Origin of the sequence: Plantactinospora sp. B5E13 (assembly GCF_039871775.1) — a bacterium.
Classification (GTDB): domain Bacteria; phylum Actinomycetota; class Actinomycetes; order Mycobacteriales; family Micromonosporaceae; genus Plantactinospora.
This window is the reverse complement of sequence record NZ_JBDPLT010000014.1, coordinates 114,160-129,918: the sequence shown is the minus strand read 5'-3', so window position 1 is coordinate 129,918 and position 15,759 is coordinate 114,160. Positions and strand designations below refer to the sequence as shown.

The window sequence follows — 15,759 nt, the reverse complement described above, 5'->3', positions numbered from 1 at the left end:
GTCAGGTACGCCAGGTCGGGAGATCCGGTGGCCGGACGGACGGTGGTGGTCCGTCCGGCCGTCACAGGGTTGCCCGGTGCAACGCCCGCCTGCCGTGCTCAGTGGTCCGCGCAGCAGGGCGTCGGCTCGGGTACCTCGAACGGTCCGATCCGGCCGCCGGCCACCGGCGTGGTGACCAGTGTCAGCCGGCCTTCCGCCCACAGTGGACGTACGAAGTCCCGGGTCTCGACCAGGGTGTCCCCGGCCGGCGGCACACCACCGAGTGCGGTCACCCGCTCGATGGCGCTCGCCGCGAGCAGTTCGTCGACGCTCAGTACGCCGGTCAGCCGTGCCACACCGGGGAAGAGCACCGCCCGGCCGGACCGCCGGGTCGAGTGCTCGGCGGCGGCGTGCTCGCCGGCCACCACCAGTTCCACCGGTACGCCTGCGAGGAGCCCGGCCGGCGGTTCCCCGTCGGTGGAGAGGCTGATCGCGACGTGTGGAAAGGGGTGCTGCGTGAGATGGGTACAGGCGACCAGGCCGGGAAGGCCGAGCGGCCGCACCACCTCGTGCAGCCAGTGCTCGGCCTCCCGGACGGTCCGGTGCCCGAAGCTGAGTCCGATCACCGGTCGGGTCAGCTCGGCAGTACCCAGATCGGGTTGGCGTAGAACCACAGGTCCTTCCACGGGTCGGCGTCCCCGGCGATGTCCAGCGCCGGACCGAACGGGTCGACGTGTGCCCCCATCAGGCCGGGGGCGGTCCGGTTGCCGTCGGTGCCCCGGAGCCGGACGTAGAACGGCTGGTCGACCCGGCCAAAGGCGTAGGTGAACGAGACCCGTCCGGTGCCCTTGCCCACCTCGTACGACTTGACCACCCGGGCGGTCGGCGCGGTGAACGTGTCCCGGTCGGCGACCGGGCCGGTGACCTGGCCCGCGATCACGTCGACCCGGCCCAGCACCGGGACGAACTGCGACCAGTTCGGCGTGTTGGCCAGGTCGATGTCGATGGTCAGCTCGACCCGGGTGCCGCGCTTGACCCGCAGCACGCCGCCGAGCGGGGTGCCCGAGTCGGGCCGCCGGTCGCCGGCCACCCGGGCACGTACGTCGAGACCGCTGATCAGGCCGCCGTGGTCGACCCAGACCCGACCGGCCCGAAGCCCGTCCATGACCGCCCGGTAGCTGAACGAGGCGGCGCCGACGTGGGTACGGCTGTACTGGCCGGGCCAGTAGTCGCCGGCGTCGGTGAGCAGCGGCCCGTACACCGGGTCGTCGTGCCGGCCGTTGAGGTCGAAGTTGCTGCCCGGCCCACGCTGCGAGGTGTCCAGATAGTTGACGTGCGAGTCCGAGTTCGCGCTGATCCACCACGGCTTGCCCTCGGCGAGCAGGCTGTCCCACAGGCCACCGACGGTCGCGGTCATCCAGTCGAAGCCGCCCCAGGTGCGGTAACTCTCCAGCGGGTAGCCGGCGAACGAGTCCGCCGACGGTCCGTTGTCGTAGTAGCCGCGGTTGCGGCCGGCGGTCGGCCGGGGCAGGCCGGCCGCCTGGTGGCCCGGGGCACCCTCCATGCCGATCGCCACCGTGGGGTCGGCGTCGCGCCAGGCTCGCACCTCGTGCGGGGAGTCGATGCCGCGCCGGGCCGGGTGGTTGGCGAGGAAGAGCGCGCCGTCGACCCGGCGCCGACGGACCTGCTCGCCGAGGAACTTGATGCCGGCGATGGCGAGCGCCTCGTTGGCCGGTGACGAGCCACCGGCGTTCTTCACACTGCCGTCGTACGCGTTCTCGAACTCCTTCAGCACGGCGACCTCGTTGCGCCCCGGCGCGACGAAGACGGTGGCGTGCTCGGCGGCCGGGATGTTCCACTCCAGGCCCTGGTAGATCAGCAGGTCCTTGAGCTGTTCCCGGGCCGCGACAATGTCCGGGTTGACCTTCTCCACGCCGATCTTCGCGTGCGCCACGCTGCCGTGGTCGGTGACGACCATCCAGTCCAGACCGTGGCCGCGGGCGTGCCGGGCCTGGTCGATCACCCGGTACTGGGCGTCCGAGCTGTACTGGGTGTGGATGTGGTGGTCGCCGGCGAGCCAGTGGAAGCCGCCCTTCGGCTCCTTGTCGCCGCCGTGTCCGGTGTCGCCGCCGTTACCGTGGGCGTGCGCGAGCTCCGGCGTCGCCAGGACGGTGGCCGCGGTGCCCGCGCCGAGCAGGCCGGCGTTGCGCAGGAAACTGCGTCGGGAGCGATCGGCCGGGGAGAGTTCGGTCTCCGGTACGGTCGGGTCGAGGGCGGCGGGCAGGTCGCCGCCGACCGCGTGGTCGTGGTCGTGGTCGTGGCTGTGGTCGTGGTGGTGGTGCGGGTGGCCGTGGCCCATCGGTTGCTCCATCGACTGGCGAATCTGATCAGCTGATCAATCTCGCCTACCTCGGCAAACAACAGATGGCCTGCTCGGGGCACTTATGCGAACATGCGACCGTACTGATGGTTCGACCTGGGCCGTCGCCGCCGAGCGGTGGGCTCAGCCGATCAGGGGGCGGTGGGTACCGAGCGCCACACTGGCCGCCAGGATTCCGGCGGCGAGCAGCAGCGCCCCGACGACCAGGACGGTGTCCGCCCCGGTGAAGTGCTGCCGGCGGGCCGACGTACGCGGAACACCGGAGTCGAAGCCGCGGGCGTCCATCGCGGTGGCCAGCCGGGTGCCCCGGCGGATCGCCCCGACCAGCAGGGTGAACGCCGTCGAGCCGAACAGTCGTAGCCGGGTCGCCGGGTTGCGCCCGGCGTCCACGCCGCGGGCCCGGCGGGCCATGCTGATCATCCGCCATTCCGTGCCGAGCAACGGCACCAGCCGGAACGCGGCCAGGGCGCCGATCGCGAACCGGGGGGACACCTTGGCGTTCTGCACCAGGGCGTCGGCGAGATCGGTGGGGTCGGTGGTGGCGACGACCAGGACCGCGGGCAGCGCCACCGCGATCACCCGCAGCGCCAGTCCCAGACCGGTGCTGAGCACCCCGGTGGTCACCAGCAGCGGACCGGCGGAGACGAGGACGTCACCGGAGCGATCGGCGGCGAAGAACAGCATCGTGACGAGAATGCCGAGCGCGCTGAGCAGCAGTGGCCGGGCCCGTCGGGCCAGCAGCCGGTACGGGACGCCGAACAGCGGCGCGACCAGCAGTTCCACTCCGATGGCCAGGGCCGGGACGAACGGGTCGAGGGTGGCGAGCAGCGGCACCGAGAAGAGCAGCGCGGCGGCGAGCTTCGCCACCGGGTTGCGTCGGGCCAGCGGCGCGGCGGAGGTCGGAACCGTCGGGTACGGGATCATCGCGGCCCCCGTACCGCGGTGTCGAGGAGATCACGTTGCGGTGGGTCGAGGGTGAGGGTCCGGTCGGCCAGGGCGGCCACGAAGTCCGGGTCGTGGGTGACGGCGACGATGCCGTGTCCGGTGTCCCGCAGCCCGGCGAGCAGGTCGACGAGCTCCAGCCAGGTCCGTCGGTCCTGACCGAACGTCGGCTCGTCCAGGATCAGCAGCCGGGGCGCGGTGGCCAGCGCCGTCGCCACGCTCAGCCGCCGCGCCTGCCCACCCGAGAGGGTGTACGGGTTGGCGGCGGCCAACCGGTCCAGCCGGAGCCGGGCGAGCAGGTCGTCCACGATGGAGGTCACCTCGGCGTCGGGGCGACCGGCCCGGAGCGGGCCGAGCGCCAGTTCGGCCCGTACCGTGCCGGTGACGAACTGGTGCTCCGGGTTCTGGAAGACCGAACCGATCCGTTGCGCCAGCACCGGTGCCCGCCAGCGGTGCGGCGGGCGGCCCGCGTACCGGTCGGCCAGGGCCGGGGTGGTCCGCAGCGTGCCGGTGCCGGGGTCGAGCAGGCCGCCGAGGAGCAGCGCGAGGGTCGACTTGCCGGCTCCGTTCGGTCCGAGCACGGCGAGCGCCTCGCCGGTGCGTACGGTCAGGTCGGTCGGGGCCAGCCGCGGCGGCAGGCCGAGCCGTTCGGCGGCGAGCAGCACCGCCCCGGCCGCGGCGCCGGAGCGGCGTGGTGCCGGCGGCGGGCCGGGCACCCAGACCCCGGCGGCGGCCAGCTCGGCGCCGTGCGCGGCGAAGACCTCGGCGGGGGACCCGTCGGCCCGGATCCCGCCACCCGGCTCCAGGACGACCACCCGGTCGACCAGCGGCAGCGCCTCCGCCACCCGGTGCTCGACCAGGATCAGTGTGGTGTCGGCGTCCAACGCGGCGCCGATCGCGCCTCGGACCAGGGCGGCGCCGGCCGGATCGAGGTTGGCGGTCGGCTCGTCGAGCAGCAGCAGCCCCGGGCGTAGCGCCAGCACCCCGGCCAGGGCGAGCCGTTGCTGCTCACCGCCGGAGAGCGCGGCGGTCGGCCGGTCCACCGGGTACGGGAAACCGACCCGGTCCAGCGCCTCGGTGACCCGGGGCCAGATCTCCGCCGCCGGCACGCCCCGGTTCTCCAGGCCGAACGCCACGTCGTCCCCGGCCCGGGCCATCACCAGCTGGGTCTGCGGATCCTGGAAGACGATGCCGACCCGCTCCCGGGCCTTGCGTGGGTCCAGCCCGTCGATCTCGACGCTGCCGGTCTGCTCACCCGAGTCCTCGGCGAGCAGCCCGGCGAGCGCCGCCAGCAGGGTGCTCTTGCCGGCCCCGGAGGCGCCGAGCAGCAGGACCCGTTCGCCGTGCTCGATCCGCAGGTCGACGTCACGGACCGCCCAGGCCCGGCGCCCGGCGTGCCGCCAGCCGAAGCCGCGCAGCTCGACCGCGCTCACCAGGGCACCGTCCGTTGCGTCGTCGGGTCGACCGCGCTCACCGGGACACCGTCCGTTCCGCCGTCCGGTCGACCGGGCTCAGACCGCGGCCCGGTCCCGGCCGGCCGGGAAGCGGTCCAGTACGCCGGTCCGGGCCAGCGCCCGGGTCAGTGCCCAGCCGCCGGCACCCGCGATGATCAACGAGCTGACCACGGTGATCACGAAGAACGGCAGCCGGACCGAGGCGAAGTCGTACCCGGCGTAGTAGCGGATCTGGTCGAAGATCGCGGCGGCGAGCCCGGCCAGGGCGCCGGAGAGCACCGCGACCGGCAGCTGGAAGAAGCCGTAGCCGAAGACCAGGAAGGCCAGTTCGGCGCCGAGACCCTGGAAGAGACCCTGCAGGATGGCCATCGTGCCCCACTGGCTGCCGAGCAGCACCGAGACGAACGCGGCGAGGAACTCGCAGTACAGGGCCGCTCCAGGCCTGCGGATCACCAGGCCGCCGAGCACCCCGGGCAGCAGCCAGACGCCGTAGATGACCGCCTGGGCCGGCGGGAAGAAGGTGAAGGCCCCCTCGGTGGCGCCCCAGACCAGGTTCCAGGCCCAGAAGATGACGCCGAAGGCGACGGCGATGACCGAGGCGACGACGATGTCGACGGTGCGCCACCGTGTGCTGCCGGACTCTTTCATGTGTACTGCCTCCCAGTCGCTCGGCGATCCAGGGGCGGAACGCGCGTCACGGCCCGGGTCCCGGACCGTGACGCGGCTGGAGACGTGACCGAACTCCCTGCGCTGGCATTACCCAGATCAGGTTCGAGGGTCTGCGGGCGGGTCGGCCCACACTCTCAGCGCTGCGCGCTCCCCTGTCGGATGTGCGGTTGTTTCGCGAACGCTAGCACCGGATCCGTCTGCGCCGATAGCCACGACTAGGCTCGGGTCATGCGGATCACCGTCCGGGACCTCACCTTCGACCTGCACACCGGCGGGCCGGCGGACGGCGGGGCCGTCCTGCTGCTGCACGGCTTCCCGCAGCACGGTGGCGAATGGGACGACCTGCTGCCGACGCTGCACGCGGCCGGGCTGCGCACCCTCGTCCTGGACCAGCGGGGCTACTCGCCGCAGGCCCGGCCGACCGAGGTGTCGGCGTACCAGCTGCCCGAACTGGTCGCCGACGCGGTGGCGGTGCTCGACGCGCTCGACGTACCGTCGGCGCACGTGGTCGGGCACGACTGGGGTGCGGCGGTCGCCTGGCGGCTCGCCGCCGACCATCCGGACCGGGTCCGTACCCTGACCGCGGTCTCCGTACCGCATCCGGCCCCGTTCGGGGCCGCGATCGCGCAGGACCCGGACCAGCAGGCCCGCTCGACGTACATGCAGTTGTTCCGGCAGGCCGGCGAGGCGGAGCGGGTGCTGCTCGCGGACGACGCGGCGGCACTGCGCCGGATGCTCGGCGGGCTGCCCTCCGACCGGATCGAGCGGTACGTCGCCCCGATGCGCGAACCGGGCGCGCTGACCGCCGCGTTGAACTGGTACCGGGCGATGTCGACGGAGGCACTGGTCGGCACCGGGCCGGTGGCGGTGCCGACCACCTTCGTCTGGGGCGACACCGACATGGCGGTCGGCCCGGTCGCGGCCCGGAACTGCGCCGGGTTCGTCACCGGCGACTACCGCTTCGTGCCACTGACCGGGGTCGGGCACTGGGTTCCGGAGACGGCGGCGCAGGCGCTCGCCGACGCCGTACTGGCCCGGATCACCGACACGAGGTGAGTTTCCGGGCCGGGCGTGGCATCGTCGACACCGACGGATGATCAACGGTGGGGGCGAAGGGACGGGACCGGTGACACTGAGCGCCGAGGCTTACCTGGAGGTCGTGACCGGGCTGATGACCCGGGTCGCGACTGAGCAGCGGGACAACGTACGCCGGGCCGCCGACCTGGTCAGCGCGGCGCTGCGGGCCGGCGGGGTGGTGCACGCGTTCGGCACCGGCCACTCGGAGGCGCTCTCGATGGAGATCGCCGGCCGGGCCGGTGGACTGGTCCCGACGAACCGGATCGCCCTGCGTGACCTGGTGCTGTACGGCGGTGCGCCGGCCGACGTCCTCGGCCCGACCCTGGAGCGCGACCCCACGGTGGCCCGCCGGCTGCTGGAACTGGCTCCGGTCCAGCCGGCGGACATCTTCGTGATCGCCTCCAACTCGGGGGTGAACGGCACCATCGTCGAGTTCGCCGCCCTGGTGAAGGAGCGTGGGCACCCGCTGATCGCGATCACCTCGGCGGAGCACTCGGCCGGGGTGCCGTCCCGGCATCCGTCCGGTCGCCGACTCGGTGACCTCGCCGACGTGGTGCTGGACAACGGTGCCCCGTACGGCGACGCGACGCTACCGCTGCCCGGCGGCGGCGCGGTCGGCGCGGTCTCGTCGATCACCGCCGCGCTGCTCGCCCAGCAGATCACGGTCGAGGTGGTGGCCCGGCTGGTCGAGGCGGGGGAGACGCCGCCGGTCTACCTGTCGGCCAACATTCCCGCCGGGGACGAGCACAACAAGGTGCTGGAGGCCCGGTACGCGGGCCGGATCCGGCGCGGGGCGTGAGCGGGCGCCGGGTCCGACGTCACGGACCCGGCGCCCGAGGCCCGACACGACATGCGTGTGTGCGGCCGCTGGACTGGGCCGCGCTGGCCCTGTTCCGGCCGGATCTCGGTTCCTGAGCCGACAACCACCGTCGGCGAACCGGCAACCGCGGACCGAACCGCCCGCAGGAGCCGAACCGGCTACCACAGCCCGAACCGTCCGAAGGAGCCCAAACCGCGCGAACCGGCCTCGCGTTTCGGGTACGTCGATGCCGGGCACACTGCTCCGCACTTGATTCCGCCGGACGAACGCGGCGGTGGCAGCGGAGGTGGCCGGGTGAGCGTCGAAACCGAGAAGCAGCGCTGGCAGCGCAACTTCACCGACCTGCTCCAGGAACTGCGGGTGGCCCAGACCGGTGTCCAGATCCTCTTCGCCTTCCTGCTCACCCTGCCGTTCAGCAACGGTTTTCCCCGGGCCACCCAGTTCCAGAAGGACACCTACATCGTCGCGTTGATCGCCGCGGCCGCCGCGACCGCGCTGATCATCTCGCCGGTCGCCTTCCACCGGGCGCTCTTCCGGCAGGGGCGCAAGCCGGAACTGGTCCGGTTCGCGCACGCCGTGGCGACCGCCGGTCTGGCCTTCATGCTGATCGCGATGGTCAGCTCGGTCCTGCTGATCACGGACTTCGTCCTGCCCCGAGGGGTGGCCTTTGTGCTCAGCGGGTTGACCGGGGCCTGGTTCCTGACCTTCTGGGTCGCGTTGCCGTGGCTGCGACGCAACTGGGGTGAGCCCGACGACGAGGACGGCGACGACGAGTTTCCCGGCCGCGACGAGGTGGTCGGGGCCTGAGCCGGCCGCCCGCCGCGCCGACCCCCCGGTGTGGGGGTCTGTCGATGGAGGTGACGAGCCGGATTCGCCTGCCTGACAACGCGGGCCGGGGCCGGTAACATCCCGGAACAGAAAAGTACTACTCTCCGCGATCCATACTGGACAGTACCTATGCTCGTATGATCTGGTTTTCTCCATTGACCGATCATCCGAGGTGTCGCAGGTGGACGTCGTCTATTTGATCATCGTCATCCTGACCTCCGCGCGTCGCCGCCGACATCCCCGTCATTGACGGAGAGTTATACGCGGAACCACACCTATGGAGGCGAGAGGCGAGAATGGATCACCTGCAGGGGGGGTTGTCGACCGGGGAACCGGCGGCAGCTGTAGCGGGCCCGATCGGGGGAGCGGGGCTCGGACCAGATGGGGGCGGGACGGCGTGAGGGGGGACGGCGGCAAGGCGGCGGTACGGGTCGACACCCGGTTGGGGGACCGGGGCGAGGTCGACCTGGACGCCAGCTTCGAGGAGTTCTGCCAACAGAACTTCGTACTGGTCGAGCGTTTCCTGCTCCACCAGTGTCCGGATCCGGGCGTGGTCGAGGACGCCGTACTGGAGGCGTTTGTCGCCGCCCGGGCCGAGTGGCACGAGATCCGTGGCTACCGCAAGCCGCTGGCCTGGGTGGTGCAGACCGCCCGGCACCGGCTGCTGATCGTCCGGCGGCGCGGCGCGGCGGAACCGGGGGAGACGGTGGAGCCCGGTGGGCCGGGTACGCCGCCGGCCGGAGCGTCGGACGAGCCACCCGACGGCTCGGCCGCCGTGGCGCGGGAAGTGCTCCGGGGGTGGCTGCGACAGTTGCCGCCGCGCCAGGCGGAGGTTCTCGCACTGGCTCTCGACGGCTGGTCCGACCACGAGATCGCCCGGGTGCTCGGTGTCGCGTACCGCACCGCCCGCGGTTACCGGCGGCAGGCCCGGCGCCGGCTCCGGGAGGTCGCCGAGCGGACGGGGCACGCCGAGGGCGACGGGCGGTCGTGAACCTCGACGAGGTTCTCGCCCTGGCCGGCGATCGTGGCCTCAGCGAACTGGAACGGGCCCGGGCCCGCCGGGCGACCCGGCGGGTCCAGCAGGAGTACCAACGTGCCGAGTCTGTCGGGATCGACCCGATCAGCGATGTCGACGTACGCGATCCGCTGGCCGACGATGTCGACGAGGCGGCCCGGATCAGCCGGGCCGCCCAGTTGGCCAAGCTGGGCAGCCTGTGGTGGAACCGGTCCGACGGCGAACTGCGCTGGTCGGACGAGATGTCGCTGGTCTTCGGCTATGCGCCGGGCACGGTTCGACCGTCGGTGGGCCTGCTCGCCCGGCTGATCCATCCGGACGACCTCGCGGACGCCCGCCGGACCGTCGAGAGCGCCTGGCGGACCGAGACGGCCCGCGAGACGACCTTCCGGGTGGTCCGGCCGGACAAGGTCATCCGGTACGTCTCCGTGCTGGTCGAGATCGTCGTCGACCAGCGGAACCGCCCGTCCGGGATCGTCGCCATCGGGCAGGACGTCACCGAGGCGGAGCTGGCCCGGCAGGAGCGTGTCCGGCTGGCCCGACGTCGGGAGACCGTACGGACCGAACTGACCGCTCGGGACCCGGGCGACGAACCGCTCAGCCGGCCACGGTTCGTCGAGGAGATCGACGCCGCCCGGCGGGCCGGCCCGGGCGTACTGCTGGTGGTGGCCGTCGCCCCGGTCGGCCCGGTCCGGGCCGGAGCCCGATCGGGTTATCCCGACACCAGTGGGGTCCACCCGGTGCACCCCGACCTCGCCGGTGGTGACGACCACGACCGGCTGGACGCCGCCGTCGGCGCGGTGGTGCGGCGGGCGATCCGTCGCGGTGACCTCTGCGGCCGTACCGCGCCCGGCGAGTTCGGGGTGTTGATGCACCGGACCACGCTCGGGGCGGCCAGGGCGGTCGCCGAGGCGGTGGTCGCGGGGATTCGCCACCAGTCCTTCCTGCTCGGCCGCAACCGGCTGCGTCTGCACGCCTGGGCCGGTCTGATCCGCTATCCGGGCCGGCACGGGAGTCGGGCCCTGGACGTGCTGCTCGACGCCGAGGCCGCCTGGCGGTTGGCCCGGGTGGCCGGGGTCGACTGCGTCGCACCCGGAGAGGCGGCCGGCGGGACGGAGCGGACGGCGGGCGCCGCGCCGGTGCCACCACCTGTACACCGGTTCACCCTGCACACCCGGCCGATCCTCGACCTGCGGCTGAACCAGATCACCCGGCAGGAGATCCTGCTCCGGCTCGTCGACGAGGGTGCCGCGCGCCACCGGAAGGCGGGGCCGGCCGGGACCGCGCGACCGGTTGACGAGGCGATCCCACCACTGGACCGCTGGGTTGTCGACCATGCCGTCGAGCTGGTCGCCCGGGGCGCCCGTACCTCGCACTACCAGGTGAGTCTCTCCGACCAGTCGCCGGGCGACCCGGAACTGCTGGAGCATCTGCAACAGCAGCTGCGACGGCACGACGTCGACCCCGCCCAGTTCACCTTCGTGATCAGCGAGGCGGCGCTGACCGGAGACCTGACCAGCGCGGTGGACTTCGCGCACGGCCTGCGGCAACTCGGCTGTCAACTCGCTCTCGACGACTTCGATCCGGGACGTGCCGACGTCGACGCGCTCACGTACCTTCCGGTGGACCTGGTCCGGCTCGACGGCGAACTGACCTCCGGGCTCCACCTCTCCCGGCCGCACCGGCGGGCCGTACGGTCGGTCGTCGAGACCTGTCGGGAGTTGGGCATCCGGACGGCGGCCCAGCAGGTCCGGGAGCCGGCCATCCGGGACCTGCTCCGGGACTACGGGGTCGATTTCGCCCAGGGGTACCTGGTCGGCCGGCCCAAGCCGGTCACCGGCCCGCACCGGACGTCGTCCGCGGGCGGCGGCCCGGTCCGGCCCGATCCGGCGGTACGACCGTCGGCTGTGCCGTGGTGAACCTCGATCCCGACGAGTGGTCGACGTCATGCAACGTGGCGGGCCCCCATCGTCGTACCAGGGGTGTGACGGACCACCAGGCACGGCGGGGAGTGGGTACCGGCCCGGACACGGCGTCGCCGCAGCGGGGGCGGGGGACCGGCCGGGAGCAGTCCGGTCACGAAGAGTCATATTGTCGGTGCGGTGAGTACGTCGGCCGCCGTGGACGGCCCGTCTGGCGACACGCTCCGGACGGCCCTGCCGGCCTCCGGTCAACTAAGCCCGGGATGGCGGGAGGGCGGCTTGCCGTCGGAGGTGCCACCCTGGCCGTGGTCGCAGGCGGACTGCCCGGCGTACCGGGACGCGGACTGCCCCGCCCGGCGGCATCGCCGGAATGCCATGCAACGCCGCTACCAGCACGAATCGTCACAGGAGGCCGCGATGCACGTCGTCGAGGCGTGCCAGACGGGATGGGTGGTGCGCGCGCTGGACGACGTACGTCGGGTGGTCCGCACCTGCTTCCGGTACACGGCCTGGGGCGGCACCGTCTCGTTCGCCGTGCTCGACGACGGCCGGATGCGGGCCGAGGAGGGCCTGCTGGTGCGGGGACGATCGAGCTTCCCGGCGCACCCGAACGGTTCACCCTCTTTCTGACCGTACGTCGGGGTGATTTACTCTCGACGCTGAACGTGCCGGGTCCCATGGACGGGTGGCAGGTGTACGAGACGGCGGAGAAGTTGGTGGATCTTCTTGGCTAGCCGGTCGCGGCGGCGAGGTGTCGGTCGTAGGGAAATCCTTCTCTCGGGTGCCACGGCGCTACTGGGAGTCGGTGTTGTCGGTAGCGGGCTGACCCGGTGGTGGGAGGACGGCGCCAGCGGTACGTCCGGGCCGCCGCTCCCGCCACCGACCCCGCCCACCCCGACTCCCGACTATCGGGGCATCGCCCGATCGAAGATCGAGAAGTACCTGCGGGACGCGGGCGACCGGGTCACCGTCGCGGCACGCGACCAGGTGACCGGCCTGGAGGTCACGGTCGGCAACCGGCGCTTCCAGACCGCCAGCATCGTCAAGGTCGACATTCTTGCCGCGTTGCTGCTGCGCCGTCAGGAGCAGGACCGGGCGTTGACCCGGTCCGAGCGGCAACTCGCCCGCGCGATGATCACGCTCAGCGACAACAACGCCACGACCGGTTTGTATCAGGCCATCGGCTACCGTACCGGGCTCACCGCGGCGAACAAGACCCTCGGCCTGAAGGAGACGAAGCCGAACGCGAGTTGGGGGATGACCACCACCACCGCGGCCGACCAGCTCCGGCTGTTGAAGGCGATCATGGATCCGGAGGGTCCGCTGACCGAGGAGAGCCGCAGCTACCTGCTCGACCTGATGGGGGACGTCGACGAGACCCAGGACTGGGGGATCACCGCGGCCGCCACCGAGGACGCCACGGCGAGCTACGTCAAGAACGGCTGGGACACCATCGACGTCGACAACGGGCTCTGGCAGGTCAACAGCATCGGCCGGATCACCGAACCGGACCGGGACTGGCTGGTCGTCGTACTCTCCGGTCACCACAAGAGCCAGCAGAACGGCATCAAGCTGGTGGAACGGGTGGCGAAGTACACCCTGAACCAGTTGCGGGCCATCCCGGCACCCGAGGACTCCACGCACTGAACCGCCGCCGGAGCGGCCGGCTGCTCCGCCTGCCCGTTTGGGCGCCGTCGGGCTGGCTGTTTCGGCCGCGCCGCCTGCGTGGCGTGGGTCGGTGATGGCGTGGGTCGGTGACGGCGTAGGTCAGACCCGGTGGCAGGCTGCTTGTCATGATGGAATCGGATCCGAAGGCGGACCTGCACCTTTACCTCCAGGGTGCCCGTGACGCGCTGCTGTGGAAGCTCGACGGCCTCGCCGAGTACGACATCCGTCGCCCGTTGACCCCGACCGGCACCAACCTGTTGGGCTTGGTCAAGCACGCGGCCACGGTCGAGGCGGGTTACTTCGGGGACTGCTTCGGACGGCCGTTCGCCGAGTCGTTGCCGTGGCTGACCGACCACACCGAGCCGAACGGGGACATGTGGGCCACCGCCGACGAGTCACGGGAGTGGATCGTCGGGCTCTACCGGCGGGTGTGGGCACACGCGGATACGACGATCAACACCCTCGGCCTGGACGCCGTCGGTCGGGTGGCGTGGTGGCCGAAGGACCGCAACGAGGTCACACTGCACCGGATCCTGGTGCACGTGGTCGCCGAGACGCAGCGGCACGCCGGCCACGCGGACATCGTCCGGGAGTTGGTCGACGGGAAGGCGGGGATGCTGCAGGAAGCCAGCAACCTGCCGGCGGTCGGCCCGGCGTGGTGGGTGGAGTACCGCCGGCGGGTGCAGTACGCGGCCGAGCAGGTGCGTGACGCCTGAACCGGCATGATCGGCTTCCTGTCGGACCGGTCGACATGTCCAAAGTGGCGAGGTTTCCCCCGTACCGGCATAACGCTAGCTACCGCCGGGTAACAAGCCGGAGTAGCGTTTGTTCCTACTGCTTGCAGGCGTTAACAGGGGGCCTTCCTCGACCAGAAGCGTTGGCAGGGCCCTTCCTTACACGTCAGGGGGTGTGCCGTGACCACGACGCAGCACAACACGTCGGCGGCGGGAGAGCCCGACAGCTCTGGGACGGCGGCGGAGACCGCCGTCACTCCGGCCGCCGGCGGCGACGGGATCGGACCGTTGCCCACGGAGGTCGGCTCGTCGCCCCGGGAGGGCGTTCAGGTCTCCGAACGGGAGGCCCGGCAGGTCGCCGAGGCGGCCCGGGAGTCGGAGTGGCGCAAGCCGAGCTTCGGCAAGGAGTTGTTCCTCGGCCGGTTCCGGCTCGACCTGATCGAACCGTGGCCCCGATCCGACCCGGAGCGGGCGGCGAAGGCGGAGGAGTTCCTCGGCCGCCTCGACGCGTACGTCCGGTCCGAGGTGGATGGCGCGGCGATCGAGCGGGACGCCCGGATCCCCGACGAGGTGTTCCAGGGACTGGCCCGGCTCGGCGCCTTCGGGATGAAGATCGACGAGAGGTACGGCGGCCTCGGGCTGTCGCATCTGCACTACTGCCGGGCGTTGATGCTGGCCGGGTCGGCGAGCCCGGCGATCGGCGCACTGCTCTCCGCACACCAGTCGATCGGCGTGCCACAGCCGTTGAAGATGTTCGGCAGCGAGGAGCAGAAGCAGCGCTTCCTGCCCCGGCTCGCCGCCGGCGAGGTGTCGGCGTTCCTGCTCACCGAACCCGACGTCGGCTCGGACCCGGCCCGGCTCGGCAGCACCGCCGAACCGACCGGTGACGGCGCCGGCTACCGGCTCAACGGCGTCAAGCTCTGGGCCACCAACGGCACGGTGGCGAACCTGCTGGTGGTGATGGCCCGGGTGCCGAAGACGGCGGACCGGCGGGGCGGGATCACCGCGTTCGTCGTCGAGGCCGACTCGCCGGGGATCACCGTCGAGCGGCGCAACAGCTTCCTCGGGCTGCGTGGGCTGGAGAACAGCGTCACCCGGTTCCACGACGTCTTCGTACCGGCCGAGAACGTCATTGGCGGCGAGGGCAAGGGCCTGCGGATCGCGCTGAGCACGCTGAACACCGGACGACTGTCGCTGCCGGCGATGTGTGTCGGGGCCGGCAAGTGGGCGTTGAACGTGGCCCGGGAGTGGGCCGCCGAGCGGGTGCAGTGGGGTCGGCCGGTCGGCGAACACGAGGCGGTGGCGGGCAAACTCGCGTTCATCGCCGCGACGACGTACGGCATGGAGACCATGCTCGACCTCTGCTGCCTGCTCGCCGACGACGACACCAACGACATCCGGATCGAGGCGGCGCTGGTCAAGCTCTACGCCAGCGAGATGGCCTGGCGGATCGTGGACGACCTGGTCCAGATCCGGGGCGGCCGCGGCTACGAGACCGCCGAGTCGCTGGCCGCCCGGGGCGAACGTCCGGTCGCGGTCGAGCAGTTGCTGCGTGACCTCCGGATCAACCGGATCTTCGAGGGATCCACCGAGATCATGCACCTGCTGATCGCCCGGGAGGCGGTCGACGCCCACCTCTCCGTCGCCGGCGACATCATCGACCCCGCCGCCGAACTGGGTCGCAAGGTCCGAGCCGGGGCGAAGGCCGGCGTCTTCTACGCGAAGTGGCTGCCGACCCTCGCGGTCGGGCGCGGCCAGAACCCCACCGGGTACGCCGACTACGGCCCGCTCGCCGGGCACCTGCGGCAGGTCGAACGCGCCTCCCGCAAACTGGCCCGGTCCATGTTCTACGCGATGTCCCGCTGGCAGGGAAAAATGGAACGCAAGCAGGCGTTCCTGGGCCGGATCGTCGACATCGGCGCCGAACTGTTCGCGATGTCGGCGGTCTGCGTACGAGCACACGCCGAACGGGAGAGCCGGCCCGAGGGTGTCGAACTGGCCGACCTGTTCTGCCGGCAGGCCGAGGTACGGGTCGGTGCGCTGTTCCGGGCCCTGTGGGAGAACACCGACCCGGTCGACGGTTCGGCGGCGAAGCGGATCCTCGCCGGCCGGTACGCCTTCCTCGAGGACGGCATCGTCACCCCGGAGGCGGACCAGCCCTGGGTGACCACCTGGCAGCCCGGTCTGTCGGAGACCGAGGACGTACGCCGCCGGATCCCGCCGCCCGACCAGGAGAGGTGAACGGAGGGGGCCGGAAACCGGCCCCCTCCG

General features: G+C 71.9%; 14 protein-coding genes and 1 riboswitch. Of the genes, 9 read left to right on the top strand and 5 right to left on the bottom strand.

The genetic code is table 11. From position 1 onward, the window contains the following. Positions 1-98: 98 nt before the first annotated feature. From ABGB05_RS15565 to ABGB05_RS15545, 5 genes are all read right to left on the bottom strand, one after another. Positions 99-605, bottom strand: a complete 507-nt coding sequence (locus ABGB05_RS15565) for a hypothetical protein (RefSeq protein WP_347654064.1) — start codon at positions 603-605, stop codon at positions 99-101. Between the two features lie 8 nt (positions 606-613). Further along, positions 614-2,338, bottom strand: a complete 1,725-nt coding sequence (locus tag ABGB05_RS15560) for a PHP domain-containing protein (protein ID WP_347654063.1) — start codon at positions 2,336-2,338, stop codon at positions 614-616. A gap of 144 nt (positions 2,339-2,482) precedes the next feature. Further along, on the bottom strand, positions 2,483-3,283 hold the full coding sequence (locus ABGB05_RS15555) for an energy-coupling factor transporter transmembrane component T (protein ID WP_347654062.1): 801 nt from the start codon (positions 3,281-3,283) through the stop codon (positions 2,483-2,485). Further along, positions 3,280-4,734: an ABC transporter ATP-binding protein gene (locus tag ABGB05_RS15550; protein ID WP_347654060.1), complete on the bottom strand. Its 1,455-nt coding sequence runs from the start codon at positions 4,732-4,734 to the stop codon at positions 3,280-3,282. The genes ABGB05_RS15555 and ABGB05_RS15550 overlap by 4 nt, the downstream gene beginning before the upstream one ends. Positions 4,735-4,812: 78 nt before the next feature. Next, entirely contained in the window at positions 4,813-5,403 is a 591-nt protein-coding gene (locus tag ABGB05_RS15545; protein WP_347654058.1) for an ECF transporter S component, read from the bottom strand. A 76-nt stretch (positions 5,404-5,479) separates the two neighbouring features. Then, a riboswitch (TPP riboswitch) is annotated at positions 5,480-5,588 on the bottom strand. Positions 5,589-5,652: 64 nt separating this feature from the next. Here ABGB05_RS15545 and ABGB05_RS15540 point away from each other — a divergent pair. The 9 genes from ABGB05_RS15540 to ABGB05_RS15500 all read left to right on the top strand — a co-directional run bounded on the left by ABGB05_RS15540 (position 5,653) and on the right by ABGB05_RS15500 (position 15,729). Beyond that, positions 5,653-6,480: an alpha/beta hydrolase gene (locus ABGB05_RS15540; RefSeq protein ID WP_347654056.1), complete on the top strand. Its 828-nt coding sequence runs from the start codon at positions 5,653-5,655 to the stop codon at positions 6,478-6,480. A gap of 70 nt (positions 6,481-6,550) precedes the next feature. Continuing rightward, complete coding sequence (locus ABGB05_RS15535) at positions 6,551-7,300, top strand: SIS domain-containing protein (RefSeq protein ID WP_347654054.1); 750 nt, start codon at positions 6,551-6,553, stop codon at positions 7,298-7,300. A gap of 315 nt (positions 7,301-7,615) precedes the next feature. Further along, entirely contained in the window at positions 7,616-8,128 is a 513-nt protein-coding gene (locus ABGB05_RS15530; RefSeq protein ID WP_347654053.1) for a DUF6328 family protein, read from the top strand. A 418-nt stretch (positions 8,129-8,546) separates the two neighbouring features. Beyond that, positions 8,547-9,140 carry an RNA polymerase sigma factor gene (locus tag ABGB05_RS15525; RefSeq protein WP_347654051.1) on the top strand — a complete coding sequence of 198 codons (594 nt, stop codon included), beginning with the start codon at positions 8,547-8,549 and terminating at the stop codon, positions 9,138-9,140. Then, complete coding sequence (locus ABGB05_RS15520; RefSeq protein ID WP_347654049.1) at positions 9,137-11,083, top strand: EAL domain-containing protein; 1,947 nt, start codon at positions 9,137-9,139, stop codon at positions 11,081-11,083. Before ABGB05_RS15525 ends, ABGB05_RS15520 begins: the two co-directional genes overlap by 4 nt. A 282-nt stretch (positions 11,084-11,365) precedes the next feature. Next, complete coding sequence (locus ABGB05_RS15515) at positions 11,366-11,716, top strand: hypothetical protein (protein ID WP_347654047.1); 351 nt, start codon at positions 11,366-11,368, stop codon at positions 11,714-11,716. A 96-nt stretch (positions 11,717-11,812) separates the two neighbouring features. Beyond that, entirely contained in the window at positions 11,813-12,733 is a 921-nt protein-coding gene (locus tag ABGB05_RS15510; protein ID WP_347654045.1) for a serine hydrolase, read from the top strand. Positions 12,734-12,879: 146 nt separating this feature from the next. Further along, positions 12,880-13,470 (top strand): DinB family protein, encoded by a 591-nt coding sequence (locus ABGB05_RS15505; RefSeq protein WP_347654043.1) that lies wholly within the window; start codon positions 12,880-12,882, stop codon positions 13,468-13,470. Between the two features lie 297 nt (positions 13,471-13,767). Further along, the gene (locus ABGB05_RS15500) at positions 13,768-15,729 is read left to right on the top strand and encodes an acyl-CoA dehydrogenase family protein (RefSeq protein ID WP_347654151.1); all 1,962 of its coding nucleotides are present in this window, start codon (positions 13,768-13,770) and stop codon (positions 15,727-15,729) included. Positions 15,730-15,759: the final 30 nt, after the last annotated feature.